General features: G+C 55.3%; 13 protein-coding genes and 1 pseudogene. 8 read left to right on the top strand and 6 right to left on the bottom strand.

All coding sequences use genetic code 11. The annotated features are described in order from the left end of the window. Positions 1-169: 169 nt before the first annotated feature. The gene (locus N5J69_RS08445) at positions 170-1,984 is read right to left on the bottom strand and encodes a glycoside hydrolase family 15 protein (RefSeq protein ID WP_279769553.1); all 1,815 of its coding nucleotides are present in this window, start codon (positions 1,982-1,984) and stop codon (positions 170-172) included. Between the two features lie 225 nt (positions 1,985-2,209). Next, positions 2,210-2,788 carry a DedA family protein gene (locus N5J69_RS08440; RefSeq protein WP_279769551.1) on the bottom strand — a complete coding sequence of 193 codons (579 nt, stop codon included), beginning with the start codon at positions 2,786-2,788 and terminating at the stop codon, positions 2,210-2,212. A 204-nt stretch (positions 2,789-2,992) separates the two neighbouring features. Here N5J69_RS08440 and N5J69_RS08435 point away from each other — a divergent pair, with 204 nt between their 5' ends. From N5J69_RS08435 to N5J69_RS08425, 3 genes are all read left to right on the top strand, one after another. After that, positions 2,993-3,580 (top strand): Yip1 family protein, encoded by a 588-nt coding sequence (locus N5J69_RS08435; protein WP_033782385.1) that lies wholly within the window; start codon positions 2,993-2,995, stop codon positions 3,578-3,580. A 179-nt stretch (positions 3,581-3,759) separates the two neighbouring features. Further along, positions 3,760-4,707: a D-alanyl-D-alanine endopeptidase gene (gene pbpG / locus N5J69_RS08430; RefSeq protein ID WP_279769547.1), complete on the top strand. Its 948-nt coding sequence runs from the start codon at positions 3,760-3,762 to the stop codon at positions 4,705-4,707. Between the two features lie 227 nt (positions 4,708-4,934). Beyond that, positions 4,935-7,382, top strand: coding sequence for a DUF3772 domain-containing protein (locus N5J69_RS08425; protein ID WP_279769545.1), 2,448 nt, complete (start codon positions 4,935-4,937; stop codon positions 7,380-7,382). Between the two features lie 390 nt (positions 7,383-7,772). On the opposite strand, the gene N5J69_RS08420 is transcribed toward N5J69_RS08425, so the two are convergent. The 3 genes from N5J69_RS08420 to dld all read right to left on the bottom strand — a co-directional run bounded on the left by N5J69_RS08420 (position 7,773) and on the right by dld (position 13,863). After that, positions 7,773-10,424 (bottom strand): beta-N-acetylhexosaminidase, encoded by a 2,652-nt coding sequence (locus tag N5J69_RS08420; protein ID WP_279769543.1) that lies wholly within the window; start codon positions 10,422-10,424, stop codon positions 7,773-7,775. A gap of 48 nt (positions 10,425-10,472) precedes the next feature. Then, positions 10,473-11,870 (bottom strand): OprD family outer membrane porin, encoded by a 1,398-nt coding sequence (locus tag N5J69_RS08415; protein WP_279769542.1) that lies wholly within the window; start codon positions 11,868-11,870, stop codon positions 10,473-10,475. A gap of 292 nt (positions 11,871-12,162) precedes the next feature. Then, positions 12,163-13,863 carry a D-lactate dehydrogenase gene (gene dld, locus N5J69_RS08410; protein WP_279769540.1) on the bottom strand — a complete coding sequence of 567 codons (1,701 nt, stop codon included), beginning with the start codon at positions 13,861-13,863 and terminating at the stop codon, positions 12,163-12,165. 155 nt (positions 13,864-14,018) lie between these two features. On the opposite strand from dld, the gene bglX reads away from it, so the two are divergent. The 3 genes and pseudogenes from bglX to N5J69_RS08395 form a co-directional block, all read left to right on the top strand. Next, complete coding sequence (gene bglX / locus N5J69_RS08405; RefSeq protein WP_279769539.1) at positions 14,019-16,316, top strand: beta-glucosidase BglX; 2,298 nt, start codon at positions 14,019-14,021, stop codon at positions 16,314-16,316. A gap of 96 nt (positions 16,317-16,412) precedes the next feature. Then, on the top strand, positions 16,413-17,288 hold the full coding sequence (locus N5J69_RS08400; RefSeq protein WP_279769537.1) for an oxygenase MpaB family protein: 876 nt from the start codon (positions 16,413-16,415) through the stop codon (positions 17,286-17,288). Between the two features lie 62 nt (positions 17,289-17,350). Beyond that, positions 17,351-17,473, top strand: a pseudogene (locus N5J69_RS08395) (GNAT family N-acetyltransferase); the annotation flags it as partial. A gap of 72 nt (positions 17,474-17,545) precedes the next feature. Here the strand turns inward: N5J69_RS08395 and N5J69_RS08390 are convergent. After that, a complete protein-coding gene (locus N5J69_RS08390) occupies positions 17,546-17,962 on the bottom strand; it encodes a GNAT family N-acetyltransferase (protein WP_279769535.1) in 417 nt (138 codons plus the stop codon). A gap of 343 nt (positions 17,963-18,305) precedes the next feature. Between N5J69_RS08390 and N5J69_RS08385 the strand changes: the two genes are divergently transcribed. Together N5J69_RS08385 and N5J69_RS08380 are read left to right on the top strand one after the other, a co-directional pair. Further along, complete coding sequence (locus tag N5J69_RS08385; protein ID WP_279769533.1) at positions 18,306-19,025, top strand: alpha/beta hydrolase; 720 nt, start codon at positions 18,306-18,308, stop codon at positions 19,023-19,025. A 238-nt stretch (positions 19,026-19,263) separates the two neighbouring features. Further along, positions 19,264-20,004, top strand: a complete 741-nt coding sequence (locus N5J69_RS08380; RefSeq protein ID WP_279769532.1) for a DUF4145 domain-containing protein — start codon at positions 19,264-19,266, stop codon at positions 20,002-20,004. The last annotated feature ends 117 nt before the right edge of the window (positions 20,005-20,121 follow it).

Raw genomic sequence — 20,121 nt, 5'->3', positions numbered from 1 at the left:
GAATTCATGCTGGCCAATGTGACCTGCTGCGCATTATATGTTCATTAATCTTACGTTGTGAATCGGGAATTTAACCTGCCTGTAATACTTTACGTAAATTCACGACGGATGTTAGCGCATTTCAGGAAAGCAGGGCGTTTAAAATAGGGCTTTCCGGGGCGCGTCCTGATTAAGGTTGCCACTGCGTCTGTTCGCCGCTGAGTTTGCGGTTCAGGAAAAAAGCGGCACTGATTAAGGCCAGATGCGTCAGCGCCTGCGGGGTGTTGCCCAGCGCGTGACCGTGGCTGTCAAACTCCTCGGCGTAGAGGCCCAGCGGATTGGCATAGCTCAGCAGTTTCTCGAATTCAAAATGCGCTTCCTGAATCCGGCCTGCGCGCGCCAGACACTCGACATACCAGAATGAGCAGGCACCAAAAGAGCCTTCCGATCCCTTCAGGCCATCGGCGGGCGTCTCATGCGTATTGTAACGTCGCACCATACCGTCGCTGACCAGATTGGCTTTGATCGCATCCAGCGTGGCAATCCAGTCCGGGTCGGTGGCACCCACGAAGCGCACCAGCGGCATCAGCAGCATTGAGGCGTCCAGATAGTCGCCGTGGCGGGTCGAGGAGAAATGGCCGCGCTCCTTATTCCAGAAGTTGGCCCAGATATCTTCGCGGATCTTACGCCGCGCCTCATCCCAGCGCTGATAGGGCATCGGCAGCGATCGTTTCATGCCGAGACGCAGCGCACGATCCATCGCCACCCAGCACATCAGGCGTGAGTGCAGAAAATGTTCCGGTTCGCCGCGCATCTCCCAGATCCCGGCATCGGGCTGGTCCCAGTTGTCGCACAGCCAGTCGATCATCTTCACCACGTGCTCCCAGCCGCGCTGGGAGATCGCCTCACCATACTTATTGGCCAGATAGACCGCATCCATCAGCTCGCCATAAATATCGAGTTGGGTCTGCTGCCAGGCGTCATTGCCGATGCGCACCGGACGGGAGTCGGCGTAGCCGGAGAGATTGAGCAACTCCATCTCATGCAGCTCGGTGCCGCTGTCCAGCCGGTACATCACCTGCAGCCGCATCTCATCGTGATGGCTGTTTTCAACACAGCGGCCAACCCAGTGAGTAAAATGTTTGGCTTCTTCGGTATAGCCCAGGCGCATCAATGCATACATGCTGAACGAGGCGTCGCGGATCCAGGAGGCGCGATAGTCCCAGTTGCGTTCGCCGCCCGGCTCTTCAGGCAGGCCAAAGGTTGCCGCCGCCGCAATCGAGCCGTGCTGATGGGAAGTCAGCAGCTTCAGGACCAGCGCTGAACGCTGCACCATCTCGCGCCAGCGCCCCTGATAGGTGCTGTGGGCGCTCCAGCGTCGCCAGTAGTTCAGCGTCTCTTCAAAGCAGTGTTCGGTCGCCAGCGCTTCGATGTGTGCATCATCCACGCTGCCAAATTCAAACTGCGCATGCTCGCCGGGCTGTAACGTAAAGAGGGCGGTGGCACTCTCATCTTCCAGCGTCATGACCACGGAGGCGGCAAGGCGCAGCGACGGCTGACCCTCAGCATGAAAGTCGATGCAGCCGTTGTGCGCTTCGGCGCGGGTCTGCGCCCGGGCGTAGTCGTGGCGCGGTGAACAGCGCAGGGCAAAGGTCGCGCTGCCGCGAACCATTTTAACCCGGCGGATCAGGCGCGGCAGCTTGCGCTTGTCATCACAAATCGGCATGTAGTCGGTGATTTCTGCCACGCCTTCATCATCCAGCCAGCGGGTCTGCAGAATGTTGGTATCGGGCAGGTAGAGTTGCTGACGCCGGGCATTGGGCCAGTCCGGGGCGAGGGAGAAAAGGCCGGCATCATCGCTGTCGAGCAGGGCGGCAAAGACCGACGGGCTGTCGAGTTCAGGCCAGCAGAGATAATCAATGGTGCCGTCATTCGCAACCAGCGCGCAGGTCCGCAAATCGCCGATAACGCCGTGGTCTTCAATCTTACGTTTTACCTTACTCATTCTTCTCTCCCTGTCAGTGTCCATCCTAACTATAGCTGAGCCATCCGATGCGGCTTCGTTTGGGCACAGATGGTTAACGCGCGGTTGAATAAGGGAAGAGAAGCAGGCGGGGCGGGTAAGTCTCACGCCCTTGCCAGCAGGGTCATCTGAAGCAGGTGACCAGAACCGCCGGGCTATGATCAATTCCTGGCGGCGGCCTCTGCTGGCGACGCTGCTGTTCAGCCGTTACTGATCCGCCCGGCGGTTGTGCCAGCGGCGGATCACCCAGCGCAGCACAAAGGCAAAGACTACCGCGCCGACCAGCCAGAGCAGGTGCTTCAGGTGCTGGTCGAGTTTATGCAGCCACGGCGCGATAATACCACCCGCGAAATAGCCGAGCGTCACAAAGATCAGTGACCAGATGGCTGCCCCGATAACGTTAAGAATAAAAAACTTCATCGGGTTGAGGCGGCTGGCACCGATGATGATCGGACCAATCAGCCGGAAGCCATACATAAAGCGCACGCCAATCACGAACAGGCTGGGGCGACGTTTAATCAGCCGGTTTGCCTTCACCAACTTGTCCTGATGCTTCCTGAAGCGGCGCAGGATGCGCGTGCCCCAGCGGCGTCCGACCCAGTAGAGCAGCTGATCGCCGACAATGCCGCCCCCCATTGCCGCCAGCACGACGCCCGCGTAATGCAGCAGCCCCTCATGCGCGGCGACGCCGCCCAGCAATGTGAACGTTTCCCCCTCGGCAATACAGCCAATAAACAGTGCCAGATAACCGTACTGCGTAATTAATGCGTTGATATCCAGATGCAAAATGACTCTCCCTGTTCGGTAGTGGTTTCTTTCAGTCTATACGCGATTTGGCTTCGCTTCTGCCCGGCTACCACGGGCTCGTTTATTTATGCTGTTTTTTTGTCCGGCCACCACGAAAGTTTTACTGCCGTTTATACTTGATATGACGCTGCCCTGAAGACGCATGCATCACCGGGCGGCCCATCGCATCAGAGGAGTGATTGTATGAACCATGTCTGGGGACTTCTGGCGCATCCGAACCAGGAAATGCGTCATATCAAGCAAGAGAATGAGAGCGTATCGCACCATTACACCCACCATGTTCTGCTGATGGCGGCGATCCCGGTGATCTGCGCTTTTATCGGTACAACGCAGCTGGGCTGGAATCTGGGCGAGGGGCAATATGTGCAACTTAACCTGGCGACCGGCATCGGGCTGGGCATCCTGTTCTACCTGATTATTTTAGGCGGCGTTGCGGTCATGGGACGCGTGATTCACTGGATGGCGCGTGATTATCCGCAGCGTCCCGGCGTTCAGCGCTGTACGGTGTTTGCCGGTTATGTCGCCACGCCGCTGTTTCTCAGCGGGCTGGTGGCACTCTATCCGCTGGTCTGGCTCTGCGTACTGGCAGGCGCGCTGGCGCTGCTTTATACCGGCTATCTGCTCTATATTGGCATTCCTTTATTTCTGAATATCGATCGTGAAGAGAGCCTGCGGTTTTCCGGCTCAACGCTGGCCATTGGCGTGCTGGTATTTGAAGTGTTACTGGCACTGACGGTGGTGCTGTGGGGATATGGACCGCATCTGTTCTGACGGACCGCTGCCGCCGCGCTGGCGGCAGTTCTCTTTTTACGCCCGGAAACAATCTCGCCAGGAAATTTCTTAGCCTTAAGAGTATGATGCTGCTGCCAGCCCGCGCACCGACGTGACTGAGGCGGGCGGCCTGTGTCGGTCTGACACAGTACACAATCATAACCGGGTTTTTTTCTACGATGCCTGCAAAAATTCGCTCCACCCTGCTTTCGCTGGCGCTGCTCGTTTCCGGGCAGATTGTTTCACTTCCGGCGCAGGCGACGACGTCGCTGTCGCAACTTGCGCCAATTGCCCAGCCGCAGATCGCTTCTGGCAGTGCGATGATTGTCGACCTCACCACCAATAAAGTGCTCTTTTCCAGCCACCCGGATCGGGTCAGGCCTATTGCGTCCATCACCAAGCTGATGACCGCCATGGTCGTACTGGATGCGCATCTGCCCATGAACGAGATGCTGACGGTTGATGTCAGCCAGACGCCGGAAATGCGGGGCGTCTTCTCACGCGTTAAGCTCAACAGCCAGATCAGTCGCCGTAATATGCTGCTGCTGGCGCTGATGTCCTCGGAAAACCGCGCTGCTGCCAGCCTGGCTCACGCCTATCCGGGCGGTTACCACGCCTTTATCCAGGCGATGAACGCCAAAGCGCGGTCACTCGGCATGAAGCAGACCCGCTATGTGGAGCCAACCGGCCTTTCGACGCAAAACGTCTCCAGCGCGCAGGACCTGGTGAAGTTACTGAAAGCGACGCGGGAATATCCGCTGCTTGGCGCGCTCAGCACAACCAAAGAGGAGACGGCGGTGTTTGCCCATCCGAGCTATGCGCTGCCGTTCCGCAACACCAACCATCTGGTCTATAAAAATGACTGGCACATTCAGCTGACCAAAACCGGTTACACCGACGAGGCGGGCCACTGCCTGGTCATGCGTACCATGATTAACAATCGTCCGGTGGCGCTGGTGGTGCTGGATGCCTTTGGCAAATATACCCACTTCGCGGACGCTAACCGACTGCGCAGCTGGATTGAAACCGGCAAAGCTGCCCCGGTGCCCGCTGCCGCCCTGGCGTATAAAAAACAGAAGTCGGGTCAGGTTGCCAGCAATGGTGCCAGCAGTGCCGAGGTTGAGTAGAACATAGCGGGTGTCGCGCGTTGCGCGCACTGGCGTGGCCTGCAGGCTGAGCAGGCATCCGGGAACAAACAGGCAGCGGCGTACAGCGATTTTCACGCCGCAGCCTGTCCCGAATCAGCCCGAAAAATGCCCGTTATTCCTATATTGCCATCCCTTGTAAAGCCCTAAACTTACGCGCGACTGGCGAGGGACGATCGCCTGATTTATGCTGCCGGAATCTTACTCATATGTTTAAGCTACGATCCTTTTTTGCATTGTTAATGCTGGCGCTGGTGGCGTTTGCCCCGGCGCTGACGCTGGCCGCGGATGATACGGCCAGTGCTGCTCAGGAACAGGATGCTCCGCCGAAGCTGAATGCCGCGGTTGAACTGCCGAAAATGCAGAAGATCCTCGACAAAATCAAAAGCCAGGTTTCCGTTGATGCTGGCGAAAACAAGCTGACGCAGCTGAATGAAATGGCGCTGGAGTTATCGGGCAATGCCGACACGCTGGGTCAGGCGCTGGTTCCCGATCGCCAGCAGCTGGAGGCCCAGCTGCAGGTGCTGGGGCCCGCTCCGAAAGCCGACAGCGGCGTTAAAGAGACGCCGGAAGTGACGCGCAAGCGTAACACGCTGGAGAGCCAGAAAAGCAAACTCGACGACCAGATTAAACAGGCCGAAGGCATCAAAAATGGCGCGCTGATGCTCTCCTCGCAGATTGTTAACCTGCGTCGCGATCAGCTGAAAAGCCAGCTGGCGCTCAACTCCGGCAGTATTCTTGGGGCGCGCTTCTGGTCACCGTTGCTGAGTACGCAGGATCTGGACGGCGAGAAAATTGGTGAATTCCTGCAGGAGCTGCAGGATACCGCTGCGCTTTCATGGGAACCGGGCTGGCGCATGGGCAGCGTCTTCTGGCTGCTGGCTGCGCTGCTGGTGATGACGGTGGGCCGTCGTTACAGCGAAGAGTTTCTGGCCTGGGTCAGCATTAATAAACTGCCGGAAGGGAAGCTGCGTCGCAGTTTCCTGGCGGCAGCGATAGCCCTCACCACGCTGGTGGCGGTTGTCCTCACCTTTAACTTTATCGCCCTGGCGTTTACCCGCCGTGATGAGGTTTCTGAAAACGTTCAGGACTTTGTTGATCGGCTGGTGCAACTCAGCGTCTTTTGTGGCCTGATTGCCGGACTGGGACGCGCGTTCCTTTCTACCCGTCGGCCCAGCTGGCGCTTACCGACCATCTCCAATGAAGTGGCGATGGCGTTAAAACCGTTTCCACCGATTACCGCGGTGCTGGTCTTTATTTTCCAGACGGTTGAAGCGTTCAACTACAGCGTCGGCACCAGCCTGAACACCACCATTTTTGCCAACGGCCTGACCGCACTGCTGATTGGCACCACCGCGCTGGCGATCAGCATGCGCACTAACCGGGTGCGTCGTCGTATGACGCTGGCGGGCACCCCGCCGGAAGCACGCTCAACGCTGGTCGGGCTAATCCAGATGGGTCTGACGCTGACCGCGATTGCGATCCTGGTATCGCTGCTGATCGGTTACGTCACCCTGGCACGCTTCCTGAGTTATGAGGTGATCTGGTGCGGCCTGCTGTTTGGCTCATTCTACTTCCTGAGTCACCTGCTGAATGATGGCTGTGAGAGCCTGTTTTCCACCAGTAATGCCACCGGCCGCCGCATTCAGAGTTCGCTCAATATCAATGAGCGTCACCTGCAGCAGACGGCCACGCTGCTGACGGCCATCGGTAAAACGTTCCTGGTGCTGGTTGTGGCGCTGGCGCTGGTCAACGGCACGTTTGCCTCCTCAACGCCGATTGAGCTGCTGCAAAAAGTGATTGAGTTCTGGGGCGGTAAGGGACTCGAATCCCTGAACATCGTGCCCGCGCACATGGTGAATGCGATAATCTGCCTGATTGTCGGTATTTATGTGCTGCGATCGGTGCGCCGCTGGCTCGACACCGATTTCCTGCCAAAAACCACCATGGATGTGGGGATGCGGGTGTCGCTGGTGACGCTATTCAGCAACATCGGTTATGTGCTGATTATCCTGCTGACTCTGTCCATCATGGGGCTGCAGTGGAACAAGCTGGCGTGGATCGTCAGTGCGTTGTCGGTAGGTATCGGTTTTGGCTTACAGGAGATTGTGAAGAACTTTATCTCGGGGCTGATTCTGTTAACCGAGCGGCCAGTCAAGGTTGGCGATCTGGTGAGCATCAGCGGCATTGAAGGGGATATTCGCCGGATTAACGTGCGCGCCACCGAGATCCAGCTGGGCGACAAGTCCACCGTGATAGTGCCTAACTCGCAATTTATCTCGCAGAACGTGCGAAATGCCACAATGGGCAATGCGCAGGGTGTGGTCACGATTACGCTGACCTTCCCGCTGGATATCGACCCGGTGAAGGTGCGCGATATTCTGCTGGAGGTTTACAACGAGAATGAACGCATTCTGGAGACGCCGGAGCCGTCTGTTTCGTTTAAAGATCTGACCCAGCAGGGGATTGTGCTGAGCGTCACCGGTAACGTGGCGGGTCAGCGTCAGATCTCAGGTGCCAAGAGCGACCTGCTGTTCGATATTCTGACGCGGCTGCGTAAAGAGGGCATTCTGCTCTCCACACCGCAAACCATGATCATTGAGCGCCGTCAGATGCCGGGTGTGGAGTCGCCGGTACCCGAAGAGAAGCTGGTTTAGGTGTGAAAGGGGCTGGAGTGTGTGGGCTTTGAAGGTAATAAAGTCTGGCCTGTTTAGCTGCGTGATCGAGCTGGCACAGGGAACACGGTCAGATCGGAAAGACGCAAAAGCTGTCATCCATGACATGCCCGGCCCACGTGATACGCACCTCATCCCTGAGGTGCGCCCGTTACCGGGCCAACGCGTTGCGTTGTTCAAAAACGCTCCCGGCGTTTTTGTCCCAGGGCGTGGGACGCTTTCCTCTTCTGACCGTGTTCCCAGCGCATTACGTTTCTTCATTGCTGCCAGATTTCCCATGCTTCAGCGTTGGCAGCAATCAAAAGGCCGACTTATGTCGGCCTTTTTTACTTTTAACGCGCTGGTTTCTTAGCCCAGTGCCACTCCCGCTTTCTACAGCGTCTCAACGCGGCTGGTGCGCTGCCCGTCACTGCTCACCGAGCGGATAGAGACGGCACCGCTGACGTGCGGCGGTCTGTTAGCATCGTAACGCTGCCAGTAAGTGCCGTTATCCAGGCTGTATTCCAGCGTAATGCCAGGCAGGGCCACATTCATCGACAGAATGCCGTCAACAATTCTGGCGCCCGGCACCGGCAGACGATAATCGATACCCGCCTTATCCAGTTTCGCCAGTTCCCGCTGGCCCAGCAGGTTGGCAAACCGCTGCCAGTCATGCAGACGTGCGTGCTGATCGACATGATGCGTTTTCCCGCCGGTGTACTCCTGTCCAGGCTGGTAATCCCGCTCCCAGCTGGCGCGGTGCCAGCTTCGTTCCGCGACCGCAAACAGACGCGGATAAATCATGTACTCCATCTGGTCGTCAGTACGCACAGTTTCGCTCCACAGCTGGGCCGAAATACCATACGCACCGCGCCACGGTTTCTCTGATTTAGCGCTGAAGACGTTGCCGTCGCGATCTCGCGAGGTCTCCGCATTCTGCGGCAGATTGTCCGGTGCGAAGCCAAAAATTTTACGCTCGTCGTTGAAGCGCGTGCCCCAGTAATAGCCCCGCTCCAGCGGGTTCACTTCATACGGGAAGTCCAGATAGAGGTAGTCAGGACTGGAAATCACAACGTCGTAACCTTTCTGAGACCAGTCCATGGCGCTGTCAAAACCGCCCCAGTAGAGGGTATCCCAGAAGTTGACCGCCACGTGTGGGGTCGCGAAAGCGGCGGCATTGGTCACTTCTTTTAAACCATCCTGCCAGGCCTGCATTTTGCCAATGCCGTGCCGGTTAACAATTTCACTGACGGTCAGAGCAAAATAGCCCGGCAGGTGCGCCAGATCTTCCACTTTGCCGCTCTTCACCAGCGCCTGGCACGCCTGTGATTTCGCCCACGGCAGATCTTCTTTACGCCAGTCGAGCAGACCGGTGCCTGGTTTAGGATTATTTTTGTCAGAATAGCCTGCGCCCAGCCGGATATTCTTCGCTTCATCGCCGCCAAAATGCCAGATATCGAGGGGCTGTCCCGCTTCCTGATGCATCGCCTGAATCTCTCCAATCACTTTGTCGGCAAAGCGTTGCGAGGTGTCAATGCAGGGATTGAGATAGCTGGTGCGGTCGTAGAACTGCACCGACGTGGTATTGGAGTCATCGGTGGGATCGATCAGGCGATAAGCGCTGGCCTGTTCCGGTTCTCCCTCTTTCATCAGCCGCTGGTAGCGTGCTTCCATGGCGATGACTGCCGCACGGGCATGGGCAGGCATATCAATTTCCGGGATCACCTGAATGTGGCGCGCCTGCGCATATTTCACAATGTCGATGTAGTCGGCACGACTGAAAAAGCCGCTGCCGTTGTTGTCGCTGAACGGACCGGAGCCAAGTTGCGGCAGCAGACAGCGCTGTTCGGTCAGGTCATGACAGCGTTTAGCTCCCACGTCCGTCAGTTCCGGCAGGCCGGGAATTTCAATGCGCCAGCCCTCATCATCACTGAGGTGAAAGTGGAAGCGGTTCATCTTCCAGGCCGCCATCTGATCGAGCAGTCGCATCACCGCCTGTTTGCTGTGAAAATTGCGGGCAACGTCCAGAAACGCGCCGCGGTAGGAATAGCGGGGCGCATCATGGGCTTCCAGCGAGGCAATGCGCGGCGTGCCCTCTGTGGGGACGAGCGAGAGGATCGACATCAGACCGTAGAAAACACCGGCCGCATCGTAGCCTGCCACGGTGGCGTGACGGGGAGTGATATCAAGAACGTATGCGCCCGATTTAGCCTGGTCGCCGCTGAACTGGCCCGGTTTGATCGCCGTCGTGATAGCGAACCCATCAGACGCTTCTTTCAGACCGAGCAGGGCCAGGTGCTGTTTCACTGCCTCAGCGGTTTCATTGCTAAGCCCGGTCAGCGTCAGACTGACGCCACGGCTGAGATCGGCGTCCTGTGGACGGAGTTTCACCTCAAGCGGCGTGGGTGTGATCTGGCCCCGCAGCGCAGAGGCGGGCAGGGTGGCAACATCATTGTTTTTCTCAAATCGGCTGGCGGGCTGCATCAGGACGTTGTTGTCATCGGCACTGCGTCGCCAGTGATCACCCAGCGGTAACACAAAATGGCTGGAATCTTCAAAGTCGGTGCTGGCAATAATTTTGGGGGTTGCCTGCCCTGACGTGACATACCAGCGCGGCATAACATCGCTGACAAACAGCTGCCAGTATTCGTTTACGATAGGAATCTCCACCGATTCGCCTGCGCCAATGCCGGTGAACTTCTCTGTGGGTTCAAGCCGGGTTAAGTCGCCAACCAAATGCGTCATCTTAAACTGATCGTTATCGACCCGCAGCGTCTGGTGGACGTTGCTCATATAAATAGCCCAGTGTCTGTCCGTCAGTGCCGGGCCATTGTTGGTGAGGGTAATGGTGGCGCGATTACAGGCGGCATAGTCGGCACCCAGCGCGGCGCAGTCGGTGCCATTCAGGGCAGCCTGATTGTCGTTCACCGCATAGGTGACGCCAAACTGGCTGATTTGATTCACGACCTGCTGCTCTGAGGGGCTGGCGTGTGCTGTCGCTGCAACGCCCAGCAGAGTGAGCGCGATAAGGCTTAGCTTAAACATAGTGATTCATCCTTGCTGATGAAGAAATATCCGGGAGTCCGCAGGGCGTCAGAACAGCGTAAACGGTACGATAACCATAAATTTGATGTCCTTTTCGTCCTGGAAGATGTTGCCGTAACCGCCGCTGTAGCTGGGCAGATCGCTGTGATTGTCGTAGCGGGTGTAGTGCAGTTTGAACTGGGTGTCTTTGGCCCGGCCCTGCTGGACCTGATAGATGAGATCCAGGTTCCAGGCAGACTCTTTCAGCCGCTGGCTCTGATCAACGGTGGGCAGCGAAGCGGGTCTGGCATCCCAGCCCCAGACGTAGGATGCGCCCACTTTCCATCCCGCCAGCTGCCACGGCGTTAAGTCGAGCATCGCACCCGCAAAGATCGCTTTCTCGCCGTTGGCGTTCCAGTCGGAACGGGCATCCCACCAGATATCCAGTCGCCCATTAGAGCTGGCGTACCCCGGCGTCATGCGTTGCAGAAAGAAACCCTGATTCCCCTCTGCTTTAACCCAGCTGCCTTCGAGCCGCAGATCGACCGGGCCGACGTTGTAGCCGACGGTGATTGCCTGTAACCACGCCAGGCCGTCATAGACATCACGGGAATTAGCGGCACCGCCTGAAACCTTGTCGTGTGCGCCGTAAAACTGATAGCTGGTGTAGAGTGCATTGCCGTAAGGGGTGGCCGACCAGGAGGCTTTGGCAAAATATTGATCCATATAATCCGCTGCCTGACCAAACGCGCCTTCCAGCACCAGATTATTTTTGAAGTCATATTTCATGCCGAACGAATGCAGATAACGGATATGCGTTTTGCCGTCTGCCTGCCGGAAATCATATAAGTCACGATACCAGGGGGCTTTATATTTATCGCTCCACATCCAGGAAAGCGATAATTCCCCCGCCTGCTGGAAGTCATACAGCGCGCCTGCTTCAACGCCGCGATAGGTGCCGGGTAAGAAACTCCAGTGCGGTGCCATGAGTGTCTGACCGACTGGCTGAATATAACCGGCACGTAACCAGTAATCGTTATATTTAAACTTCATCGCGGCTTTATAAACAGAGGCACCGCCGCTGTCGCCATTCCACTTTTCATCCCAGCGGGTACGCGCCTTACTGAAGCCAATTTCATTAGGCGCAGCGGGGCCGCTGCTGGAGAGCTCAGCCGCGCCGAAAACGGCGAGATCAAGACCAATCCACTCTCCGGCATAGCCAGACTGGAAGTCGAGATTACTGTTGAGCGAGGTGTGATGTAAATTAGCCCGATACTGGCCCTGATATTCACTTGATGGGTCGGTGTCTCTGCGGTCCCGCTGACGCTGCCAGTAAAAAACATTTCCCTTAAGCGAGGCGTCGTCTATAAATCCAGTGGCATAAACCGGTGCTGAACTTATTGCTGTTAATGCTAATGTTGCGGCAGTTATTTCAATTAACGCTAACGCGTAATTACGTTTTTGCATCTCTATTCCTCCCTGAATGAAATAAAGGTGTGTTTTAAGATCGTTATTTTTGTGGCGACAATCTATTTTTCGCGACGCGAATTATCAATTACTGTCAGGGGGTTTTGTGAGGTGAGACTCAAAAAGACACAAACGGGAAAAAATACGTTAAAACCTGTCGGTATAAGTGATTTTTGATGCAGAGGTTAATGAGGAACAGAGGCGTCACGACGGGAAAGGAAGGAAAGGCATCGCTCATTTCAGCGCGGTGAAAATCAGCCTGCTCATGCCAGCAGGCTGATCGATACGGGAATTACACCTGCTTCACAGCCCAGCCCTTTTGCTTACTGGTTTTGCCAATGCCGGGGTTAAAGCTGTTAGTCGGATCGAGCTGGCGATAGAACGCGGCCAGCTGCGGTTTGGCCTGATAAAGATGGCCGACATTGTGTTCAGCAGGGTATTCTGCGCCGCGCGCCTGAAGGATCTCCAGCATCTGCGCTTTCAGCGCATGCACATCGACGCCTTTTCTGACGATGTAATCCTGATGGAAAACATGACAGAAGAAGTGACCATAGTAGAGGCGATGGCTCAGTGAGGCGCTAATCTCAGCGGGGAGGGTTTCGAACCAGTCCGTATCATTGCGACGCAGGGCGATATCCAGCGCCAGAATATCCTCGACCTCATCGGCGTGTACAGCATGGTAGCGCACGGCCGCACCCGCCGCCGCGAAGCGATGCAGAAAGGCGTGCGCACCTTCTTTTCCTTCACACTCAAAGAACTCACCACCCCCTTCACGGAAATAGTCGCGCAAATAATTACGCGCTTCCGCCACGCCATCGCCAGACATCTTCAGCATCAGATGATGTTCATATTTGTCACGGTACTGTTTCATGCGTTCAGGCAGATGCGCCGGGAACAGTTTACTCAGCCGCTGCAACAGGCGATCGCTGAAGTGCGGTTTGACGAACGAGAGTTTATTCAGCCAGGCATCAACCCGCCCCTTCAGTGTGAAAAACAGCGGCATCTTGTCGGTGCCCAGCTTGTCGATCATCAGAAAGGTATCTTTGCCGTAGACTTCCGCAATGTCATAGATGTCGCGGTGCATATATTCGCCCGCCACCGGCAGATGGGTGAAACGGGCCAGTATGTGACGGCGGATATCACTGAGAACGCCGGGTTCGTTAGTGCCGATGTAAAACACCTGCTGCTGCGGTTCGCTGGCGAAGGTATCGAGTCGTACCGCGAAGACCGCCAGTTTACCGGCGCAACCGGACGCTTCGAACAGGCGACGCGCATCGGCATTGTAACGGGCGGGCGTGTCGGCATCGACTTCACGCACCCGGTCGGCATAGTCATGATCGGAGGCGTGACGGCCATCGTGCTGCACATCTTTGGGCTGCCAGCGATCGTCATCCAGCCGCCCCAGAATCTCTTCCGGCGAGGTGCCCAAATCGATACCCAGATGGTTCACCAGCTTCAGTTTTCCCTGCGCATCAATCTGAGCGAACAGGGCCATCTCACTGTAAGCCGGACCGCGTTTAATCAGCGAACCGCCGGAGTTATTGCAGATGCCACCCAGCACCGAGGCCCCGATACAGGAGGAGCCAATGACCGAGTGAGGCTCCCGTCCCAGCGGCTTCAGCGCTTTTTCCAGCTGATAAAGCGTGCTGCCAGGGAACGCCAGCACCTGCTGGCCTTCGTCGATGAGCTGAAGCTTATCCAGTCGCAGGGTACTGATAATTACCAGCGGACGATCGTAATCACTGGCGGGTGTTGAACCTTCGGTCAGGCCGGTATTTGCCGCCTGCATCAGGATGATGACATCGGCACTCACCAGCGTTTGCAGTACCCGCCAGAGCTCCAGCAGCGTACCGGGAAATACCACCGCCAGCGCATCACCCTCGCCGGAGCGAAAGCCTTTGCGATAGCGGGCGGTCTGTTCAGGTTCTGTCAGCAGATGTGAGGGGCCGACCAGGCGGCGAAGATCAGAAAGCAGGGCAGAGGTTTGTATCATGAGCAATTCCCTTGTCTTATCAGTGCGTCCTAACTGTAGCACGTCCGCAGACCTCAACGCAGTGTGAGCCTGACCGCTACCTGCTATTCTCATCTTGTGGCACACTGCCGCCTGTTTATTCGATATTGCGCAGTTACTTAAGAGAACCCAACCTGATGAAATGGATTTACTCTGTTAGTCTCGCTGTCTCCCTCGCGATGCAACCCGCACTGGCTGAGACCGTGCCCGGTCACCACCCGATGACCGAACAGGCGCGGGATGCCTTCGTTAACCAGCTGCTTAAAAAAATGACGCTGGACGAAAAAATCGGCCAGCTGCGTTTAATCAGCGTCGGCCCTGATAATCCGAAAGAAGCGATTCGCGACATGATTCAGAAGAGTCAGGTTGGCGCGATCTTTAATACCGTGACCCGTCAGGATATCCGCGCAATGCAGGATCAGGCGATGCAGCTCAGCCGCCTGAAGATCCCGCTGTTTTTTGCCTATGACGTGATTCATGGTCAGCGCACCATTTTCCCGATTCCGCTGGCGCTGGCGTCGAGCTGGGATCTGGATGCGGTAAAAGAGGTGGGGCGCGTCTCCGCCTATGAAGCGGCTGATGATGGCCTGAACATGACCTGGGCACCGATGGTGGATGTCAGCCGTGAACCGCGCTGGGGCCGTGGCTCTGAAGGTTTTGGTGAAGATACTTATCTCACCAGCGAAATGGGCCGCAGCATGGTGCAGTCGATGCAGGGTAAAAGCGCGGCCGACCGCTACAGCGTGATGACCAGCGTTAAGCACTTCGCACTCTACGGCGCAGTTGAAGGTGGACGCGATTACAACACCGTGGACATGAGTCCGCAGCGCATGTTCCAGGACTATCTGCCGCCTTATAAAGCCTCTCTGGATGCGGGCAGCGGCGGTGTGATGGTGGCACTGAACTCCATCAATGGCGTGCCCGCCACGGCAGACAGCTGGCTGCTGAAAGATCTGCTGCGCGATAAGTGGAAATTCAAAGGCATCACCATCAGCGATCACGGTGCCATCAAAGAGCTGATTAAGCATGGCGTCGCCAGCGATCCGCAGGACGCGGTGCGCATCGCCCTGAAGTCGGGCGTTGATATGAGCATGAGCGACGAATATTACAGCAAATATCTGCCAGCGCTGGTGAAGAGCGGCGAGGTCACCCAGGCTGAAATTGATGATGCGGCGCGCCACGTGCTCAACGTTAAATATGACATGGGCCTGTTTAATGATCCTTACAGCCATTTAGGCCCGAAAGAGAGCGACCCGCAGGACACCAATGCGGAAAGCCGTCTGCACCGGGCGGAAGCGCGCGACGTTGCACGTAAAAGCATCGTGCTGCTGAAAAACCGGCTGGAGACGCTGCCGCTGAAAAAATCAGGCACCATTGCCCTGATTGGTCCGCTGGCAGACAGTCAGCGCGACATTATGGGCAGCTGGTCCGCAGCGGGCGTGGCGAAGCAATCCGTTTCGCTGCTGCAGGGCATGCGCAACGCCACCGAAGGCAAGGCGACGCTGCTCTATGAGAAGGGGGCCAACGTCACCGACAACAAAGGGATTCAGGACTTCCTGAACCTCTATGAGCAGGCGGTTTCAGTGGATACGCGCTCAGCAGAACAGATGATTGATGACGCGGTCGCGAAAGCGAAGCAGGCTGATGTGGTGGTTGCCGCCGTGGGCGAAGCGCAGGGTATGGCGCACGAAGCCTCCAGCCGCAGCGACCTGGTGATCCCGCCGAGCCAGCAGAAGCTGTTAGCGGCACTGAAAGCCACCGGTAAGCCGCTGGTGATTGTGCTGATGAACGGACGCCCGCTGTCGATCGTGAATGAAGATCGCATGGCAGATGCCGTGCTGGAGACCTGGTTCAGCGGCACTGAAGGCGGCAACGCCATCGCCGATGTGCTGTTCGGCGACTACAACCCGTCGGGCAAACTGCCGGTCTCCTTCCCGCGTTCAGTGGGTCAGATTCCTGTCTATTACAACCATCTGCCAACCGGCCGCCCTTACAATTTTGCGAAGCCGAACAAGTACACGTCGCATTACTACGATGCGGTTAACGGCCCGCTCTATCCGTTTGGTTACGGCCTGAGCTACACCCGTTTCACCGTGTCGCCGGTAAAAATGTCGTCGCCGACCATGCCGCGTAACGGCAGCGTCGAAGCCAGTGTGACGGTAACCAACAGCGGTAAACGCGACGGCGCGACGGTGGTGCAGATGTACCTCAACGATCCGGTCGCGTCCATCAGCCGTCCGGTGCAGGAGCTGCGCGGCTTTAAGCGCATCATGCTGAAAGCGGGCGAGTCGCAAACCGTGACCTTTAAAATCGACGTGGATGCCCTGAAGTTCTGGAACCAGCAGATGCAGCACGTTGCAGAGCCCAGCAAATTCAACGTGATGATTGGGCTCGATTCCGTTCGTACGGAGAATGCGCAGTTTAACTATCAATAACCGTCAGCCTTTCCCCTGATTTCAGGGGAAGGTGATGCGGCGCGCCGTGAGCGTCCTGCTACCGCGCGTCGCATCATATCCACTATCAGAGCCGCCATGATTAATCTGCGTGACCGCATTCAGCAGCAGGTCTTCCGTCTTAATGGCCTGTCGATGAATGAATTTGACCTCTCTCAACCGCCTGGCGATCCCGGCCTGTTTGGCCCGGATAGCGTCATCTGGCGCGTCCACAGTGACTTCACCTCCATGATGTGCGGCGGGATCAGCGCGCTGCTGTTGCAGATGCTGCATCCGGCGGCACTGGCGGGCGTGTGGGATCACTCTAATTTCCGTGACGATATGATGGGCCGCCTGCGGCGCACCAGTCAGTTTATTGCGGTAACCACCTACGGTAATTCGCAGGATGCACAGACGCTAATCGACCGGGTGAAACGCATTCACCTGAAAGTCAGCGGCGTTGACAGCGCAGGTAAGCCTTATGCCGCCAGCGATCCGCATCTGCTGACCTGGGTGCATGTGGCAGAGACCAGCCGTTTTCTGGCGGCTCATCTGCGCTATAAAAACCCGCATCTCTCCCGCGCCGGACAGGATCGCTACTATGAGGAAGCGGCGCAGATTGCTGAAGCGCTGGGCGCGGCGGGCGTGCCGAAAAGCGTTGTCGATGTGGCAGATTACCTGCAACAGATGCGCCCAGAGCTGCGTTTTGACGAGCGTACGGCGGAAGTCACACGATTGCTGATGAATGCCCCTGCGCCGAGCTGGCAGGCGAAACCGGTAATGAAGGTGATGCTGAATTCAGGATTCGGGCTGATGCCCGCGTGGGCGCAGGCGATGTCTGGCAGGGAAATCGGCCGCTTTCAGCAGGCGATCATCGACCAGAAGATTAATGCGATTGCGGTGGGGCTGAGATGGTCGATTCAGCGCGGGGCGTGGTATCGGGCGATGGTCAGGATGGGGAGGGATGTGAGGTAAGGGGGCTCGGATAAAAAAGAGGGCGGTGTAGCTTACTCAGCGATGACGAAACGACAGCATTGACAGGGATCCATCAGCAACCGGCTATAGCGCTTTATCACCGATGCGGTTATGAGATATGCGCTGCATTTTCCCCTTATGCAGCAGATCCGTTGAGCGTTTTTATGTGCAAACAACTTCCTTAACGTCATGTTTCAGCGGGGCTAACGGGGGCAGATGCTGAGTTAGCATGCCCCCTGCGAACAGGTTATCTGGTTTTATCGGAGAGGCTTTTTCATTGAAGGTGATGTGTGAGGCACAAAACCATTCCGTTCATAAAAGGGGATCGCCTGCTGTCGGGCGTCAAGAAAAACAAAGTTCATATCCCTGCTTTCTGATTCAGCGGTGGCAAAATCCAGCAGTTTTTTCCCTATTCCCGTGCTTCTCAATGACTCATCGACGACCAAATCATCAACATGGAGATGTGATCCTCTGGCCAGAGTATGAACAGGACGGAAGCCCATCAGGCCGAGCATTTTCTCATCGCCAAATGCGCCAACAAGCTCATAACCGTTCATGGTCTGAATTCTGACGCTTTCGATAAATTTCTCTTCAGAGATATTTCGTAGCTGTGAAATCAGACCGTAAGCATTTTCCCACTCAAACGGCAATAATTTCCTGACTAAGATGTTCATCGTGCCCTCATTTCCATACAGGTTTCTGAATTTATATGCCCACAGGCCAGGATTCGCAACAGGGATTCACGTACTGGAAAAACGGAGCTGCCCTGCGTGAAATTCTGCTTTTCGTTTAGAGCGTAATAAAGAGTGACGAACCGTCAGCGCACTGGCAGTCGCAGACGCTACTCCTGGTTAAAAGACGCTTTTCAGGTTTGTGCCAGGAGCAAAGTTTCTCTGATGGTTCGGTCCGGCATGGGCGGTTAAGCTGTGTCCGGTTTTGCCAGAAGCTGACATCGGGGAAAACCTTTAATTACTGAAAAATGGTATATTTTCCGCTGCTCACACTTAGGGGATTTTAATGGATATGAGAGTCAATCAAGAAACATTAGAGCTTGAGATTGCGGAAAAAAATTTTGATGTGACCTTATTTCAGGTTAGTGATGCTACAGATTGTATTCTTTTTGCGCCAGGACTCGGTGGTAGCCCGCTACGTCACATGGGACTTATCCAGACATTTGCTCATCACGGAATATCGGTTGTGGCGCCACATTTCGAATTATTGACCTCGCCCTTTCCCACTAAAGCTGAATTGATAGAACGCGTTCAGCGGCTTGACCTGGCGGCTGAAAAATTCTGCTCACATTATGTTTCTGTTTCAGGCGTCGGTCATTCACTTGGGGCAGCAGTTTCACTTATCTATGCTGGAGCTACAGCATGGAGCAGTGCCAGAGAAGCCGTTTCGTTTAACGGCCACATTATCCTGAATCGACTTGTTCTTCTGGCACCACCTGCTGATTTTTTTCCAGCACCTCTGTCATTAGCCTCTATAAATGTTCCACTTCAGATTTGGGCGGGCGAAAAGGACGTAATTACTCCACCGTTACAGGCAACATTTCTTCATCAGTCATTAAATGCCCAAACATACTCTGAACTGCATATTGCTGAAAACGCTGGCCATTTTACCTTCATCAACGCGCTCCCTCCACGAGTAACAGACCCTCATCCATCGCGAAACGAATTTCTTATGAGCCTGGGAGAAAAAATATCTCAGTTCATAACATCGCCCATGATTAGATGATGTGCAATTCTCGCATTAATGTGTGTCTGCTCAGTGCCAGAAGCAGACGTTAATAACATCACTGTGTTTTGAATAACGAGGAATGATTAGAGAGAATTCACCTTCATACTGAGAAGAATGTCTAAAACTCGCTATACATGCTCTTTTAAAGAATTTGGTTATAGTTTACTTTAAAGCAGGCGTTTATTAGATATGAAATTCACCGACCTTAAAATTCATAAAAATGGAGTGAAAGAGAATGCCTGTTCATAAAATATCTGGAGTGTTTTTCGACGATCTGCAGGTGGAGTGGCCCTGTCCGGCATGTGGACAGAAAACTTTACTGATTCTTAAAGAGAGTTTTACTTTAAACGACTCGCTGGATACTAGCAGAAATTCCAGTGAAACCTGGTTTGAACCAGAGATGCATTCATCAGTTTTCAGTTGTATGGCCCGCTGCTCAAGGAGCCAGTGTGGGGAAGTTGTGGGCTGTATAGGTAACAGTGGCTATGAACAGCAAGGCTGGGATGAAGAATCGCCCTATGAATACTATCGGTGGCACCAGCCTTTCAGCTTTGTTCCGTCTTTACATCCTTTTGGACTCCCAGAGCAATGCCCTGAAGAAATTGCCAAACCTGTCGAAGCTTCGTTTTCCATTTTTCTAATGCAGCCCGGTGCGGCAGCAAACTTGATCAGGATATCGGTTGAAAGGATGCTGACAGCTATGGGGGTAGCAGAACGAACTGATAAGGATAGGCGCATCCCATTACATAGCCGTTTGGAAATACTTCCAGAATTGTATGCATCATTTTCTAAGCCCCTTATGGCCATCAAATTTTTAGGTAATGCAGGAAGTCATACCTACGATGGAGTTAAAACAAGGGACATCGAAGATGCGTTCGAGATTATGGAGTATGTCGTCAATGATTTGTTCTCTGGCCGAAAAGAATCTATCGGTGTACTGACTAAGCGGTTAAGCGATAAATTCAAAGAAGCCTGACGGAGGCGGCGGTTGTTCACTGGCGCATTAATATTAAGTCTGTTTTGTGCTGTAAGTGCAACGGGGCGATGCAACGCTACCGGTTCATGCGGTGATGGCAAAATACATCATTTAGGA

Origin of the sequence: Pantoea sp. GD03673, assembly GCF_029844725.1 — a bacterium.
In the GTDB taxonomy this organism is placed as follows: Bacteria; Pseudomonadota; Gammaproteobacteria; order Enterobacterales; family Enterobacteriaceae; genus Pantoea.
This window is presented reverse-complemented; position numbering and strand designations above follow the sequence as displayed.

Coding starts and splice junctions, on each gene's coding strand:
- N5J69_RS08445 (WP_279769553.1), bottom strand. CDS start 1,984: ATGAGTAAGGTAAAACGTAAGATTGAAGACCACGGCGTTATCGGCGAT.
- N5J69_RS08435 (WP_033782385.1), top strand. CDS start 2,993: ATGAACCATGTCTGGGGACTTCTGGCGCATCCGAACCAGGAAATGCGT.
- pbpG (WP_279769547.1), top strand. CDS start 3,760: ATGCCTGCAAAAATTCGCTCCACCCTGCTTTCGCTGGCGCTGCTCGTT.
- N5J69_RS08425 (WP_279769545.1), top strand. CDS start 4,935: ATGTTTAAGCTACGATCCTTTTTTGCATTGTTAATGCTGGCGCTGGTG.
- N5J69_RS08420 (WP_279769543.1), bottom strand. CDS start 10,424: ATGTTTAAGCTAAGCCTTATCGCGCTCACTCTGCTGGGCGTTGCAGCG.
- N5J69_RS08415 (WP_279769542.1), bottom strand. CDS start 11,870: ATGCAAAAACGTAATTACGCGTTAGCGTTAATTGAAATAACTGCCGCA.
- dld (WP_279769540.1), bottom strand. CDS start 13,863: ATGATACAAACCTCTGCCCTGCTTTCTGATCTTCGCCGCCTGGTCGGC.
- bglX (WP_279769539.1), top strand. CDS start 14,019: ATGAAATGGATTTACTCTGTTAGTCTCGCTGTCTCCCTCGCGATGCAA.
- N5J69_RS08400 (WP_279769537.1), top strand. CDS start 16,413: ATGATTAATCTGCGTGACCGCATTCAGCAGCAGGTCTTCCGTCTTAAT.
- N5J69_RS08390 (WP_279769535.1), bottom strand. CDS start 17,962: ATGAACATCTTAGTCAGGAAATTATTGCCGTTTGAGTGGGAAAATGCT.
- N5J69_RS08385 (WP_279769533.1), top strand. CDS start 18,306: ATGGATATGAGAGTCAATCAAGAAACATTAGAGCTTGAGATTGCGGAA.
- N5J69_RS08380 (WP_279769532.1), top strand. CDS start 19,264: ATGCCTGTTCATAAAATATCTGGAGTGTTTTTCGACGATCTGCAGGTG.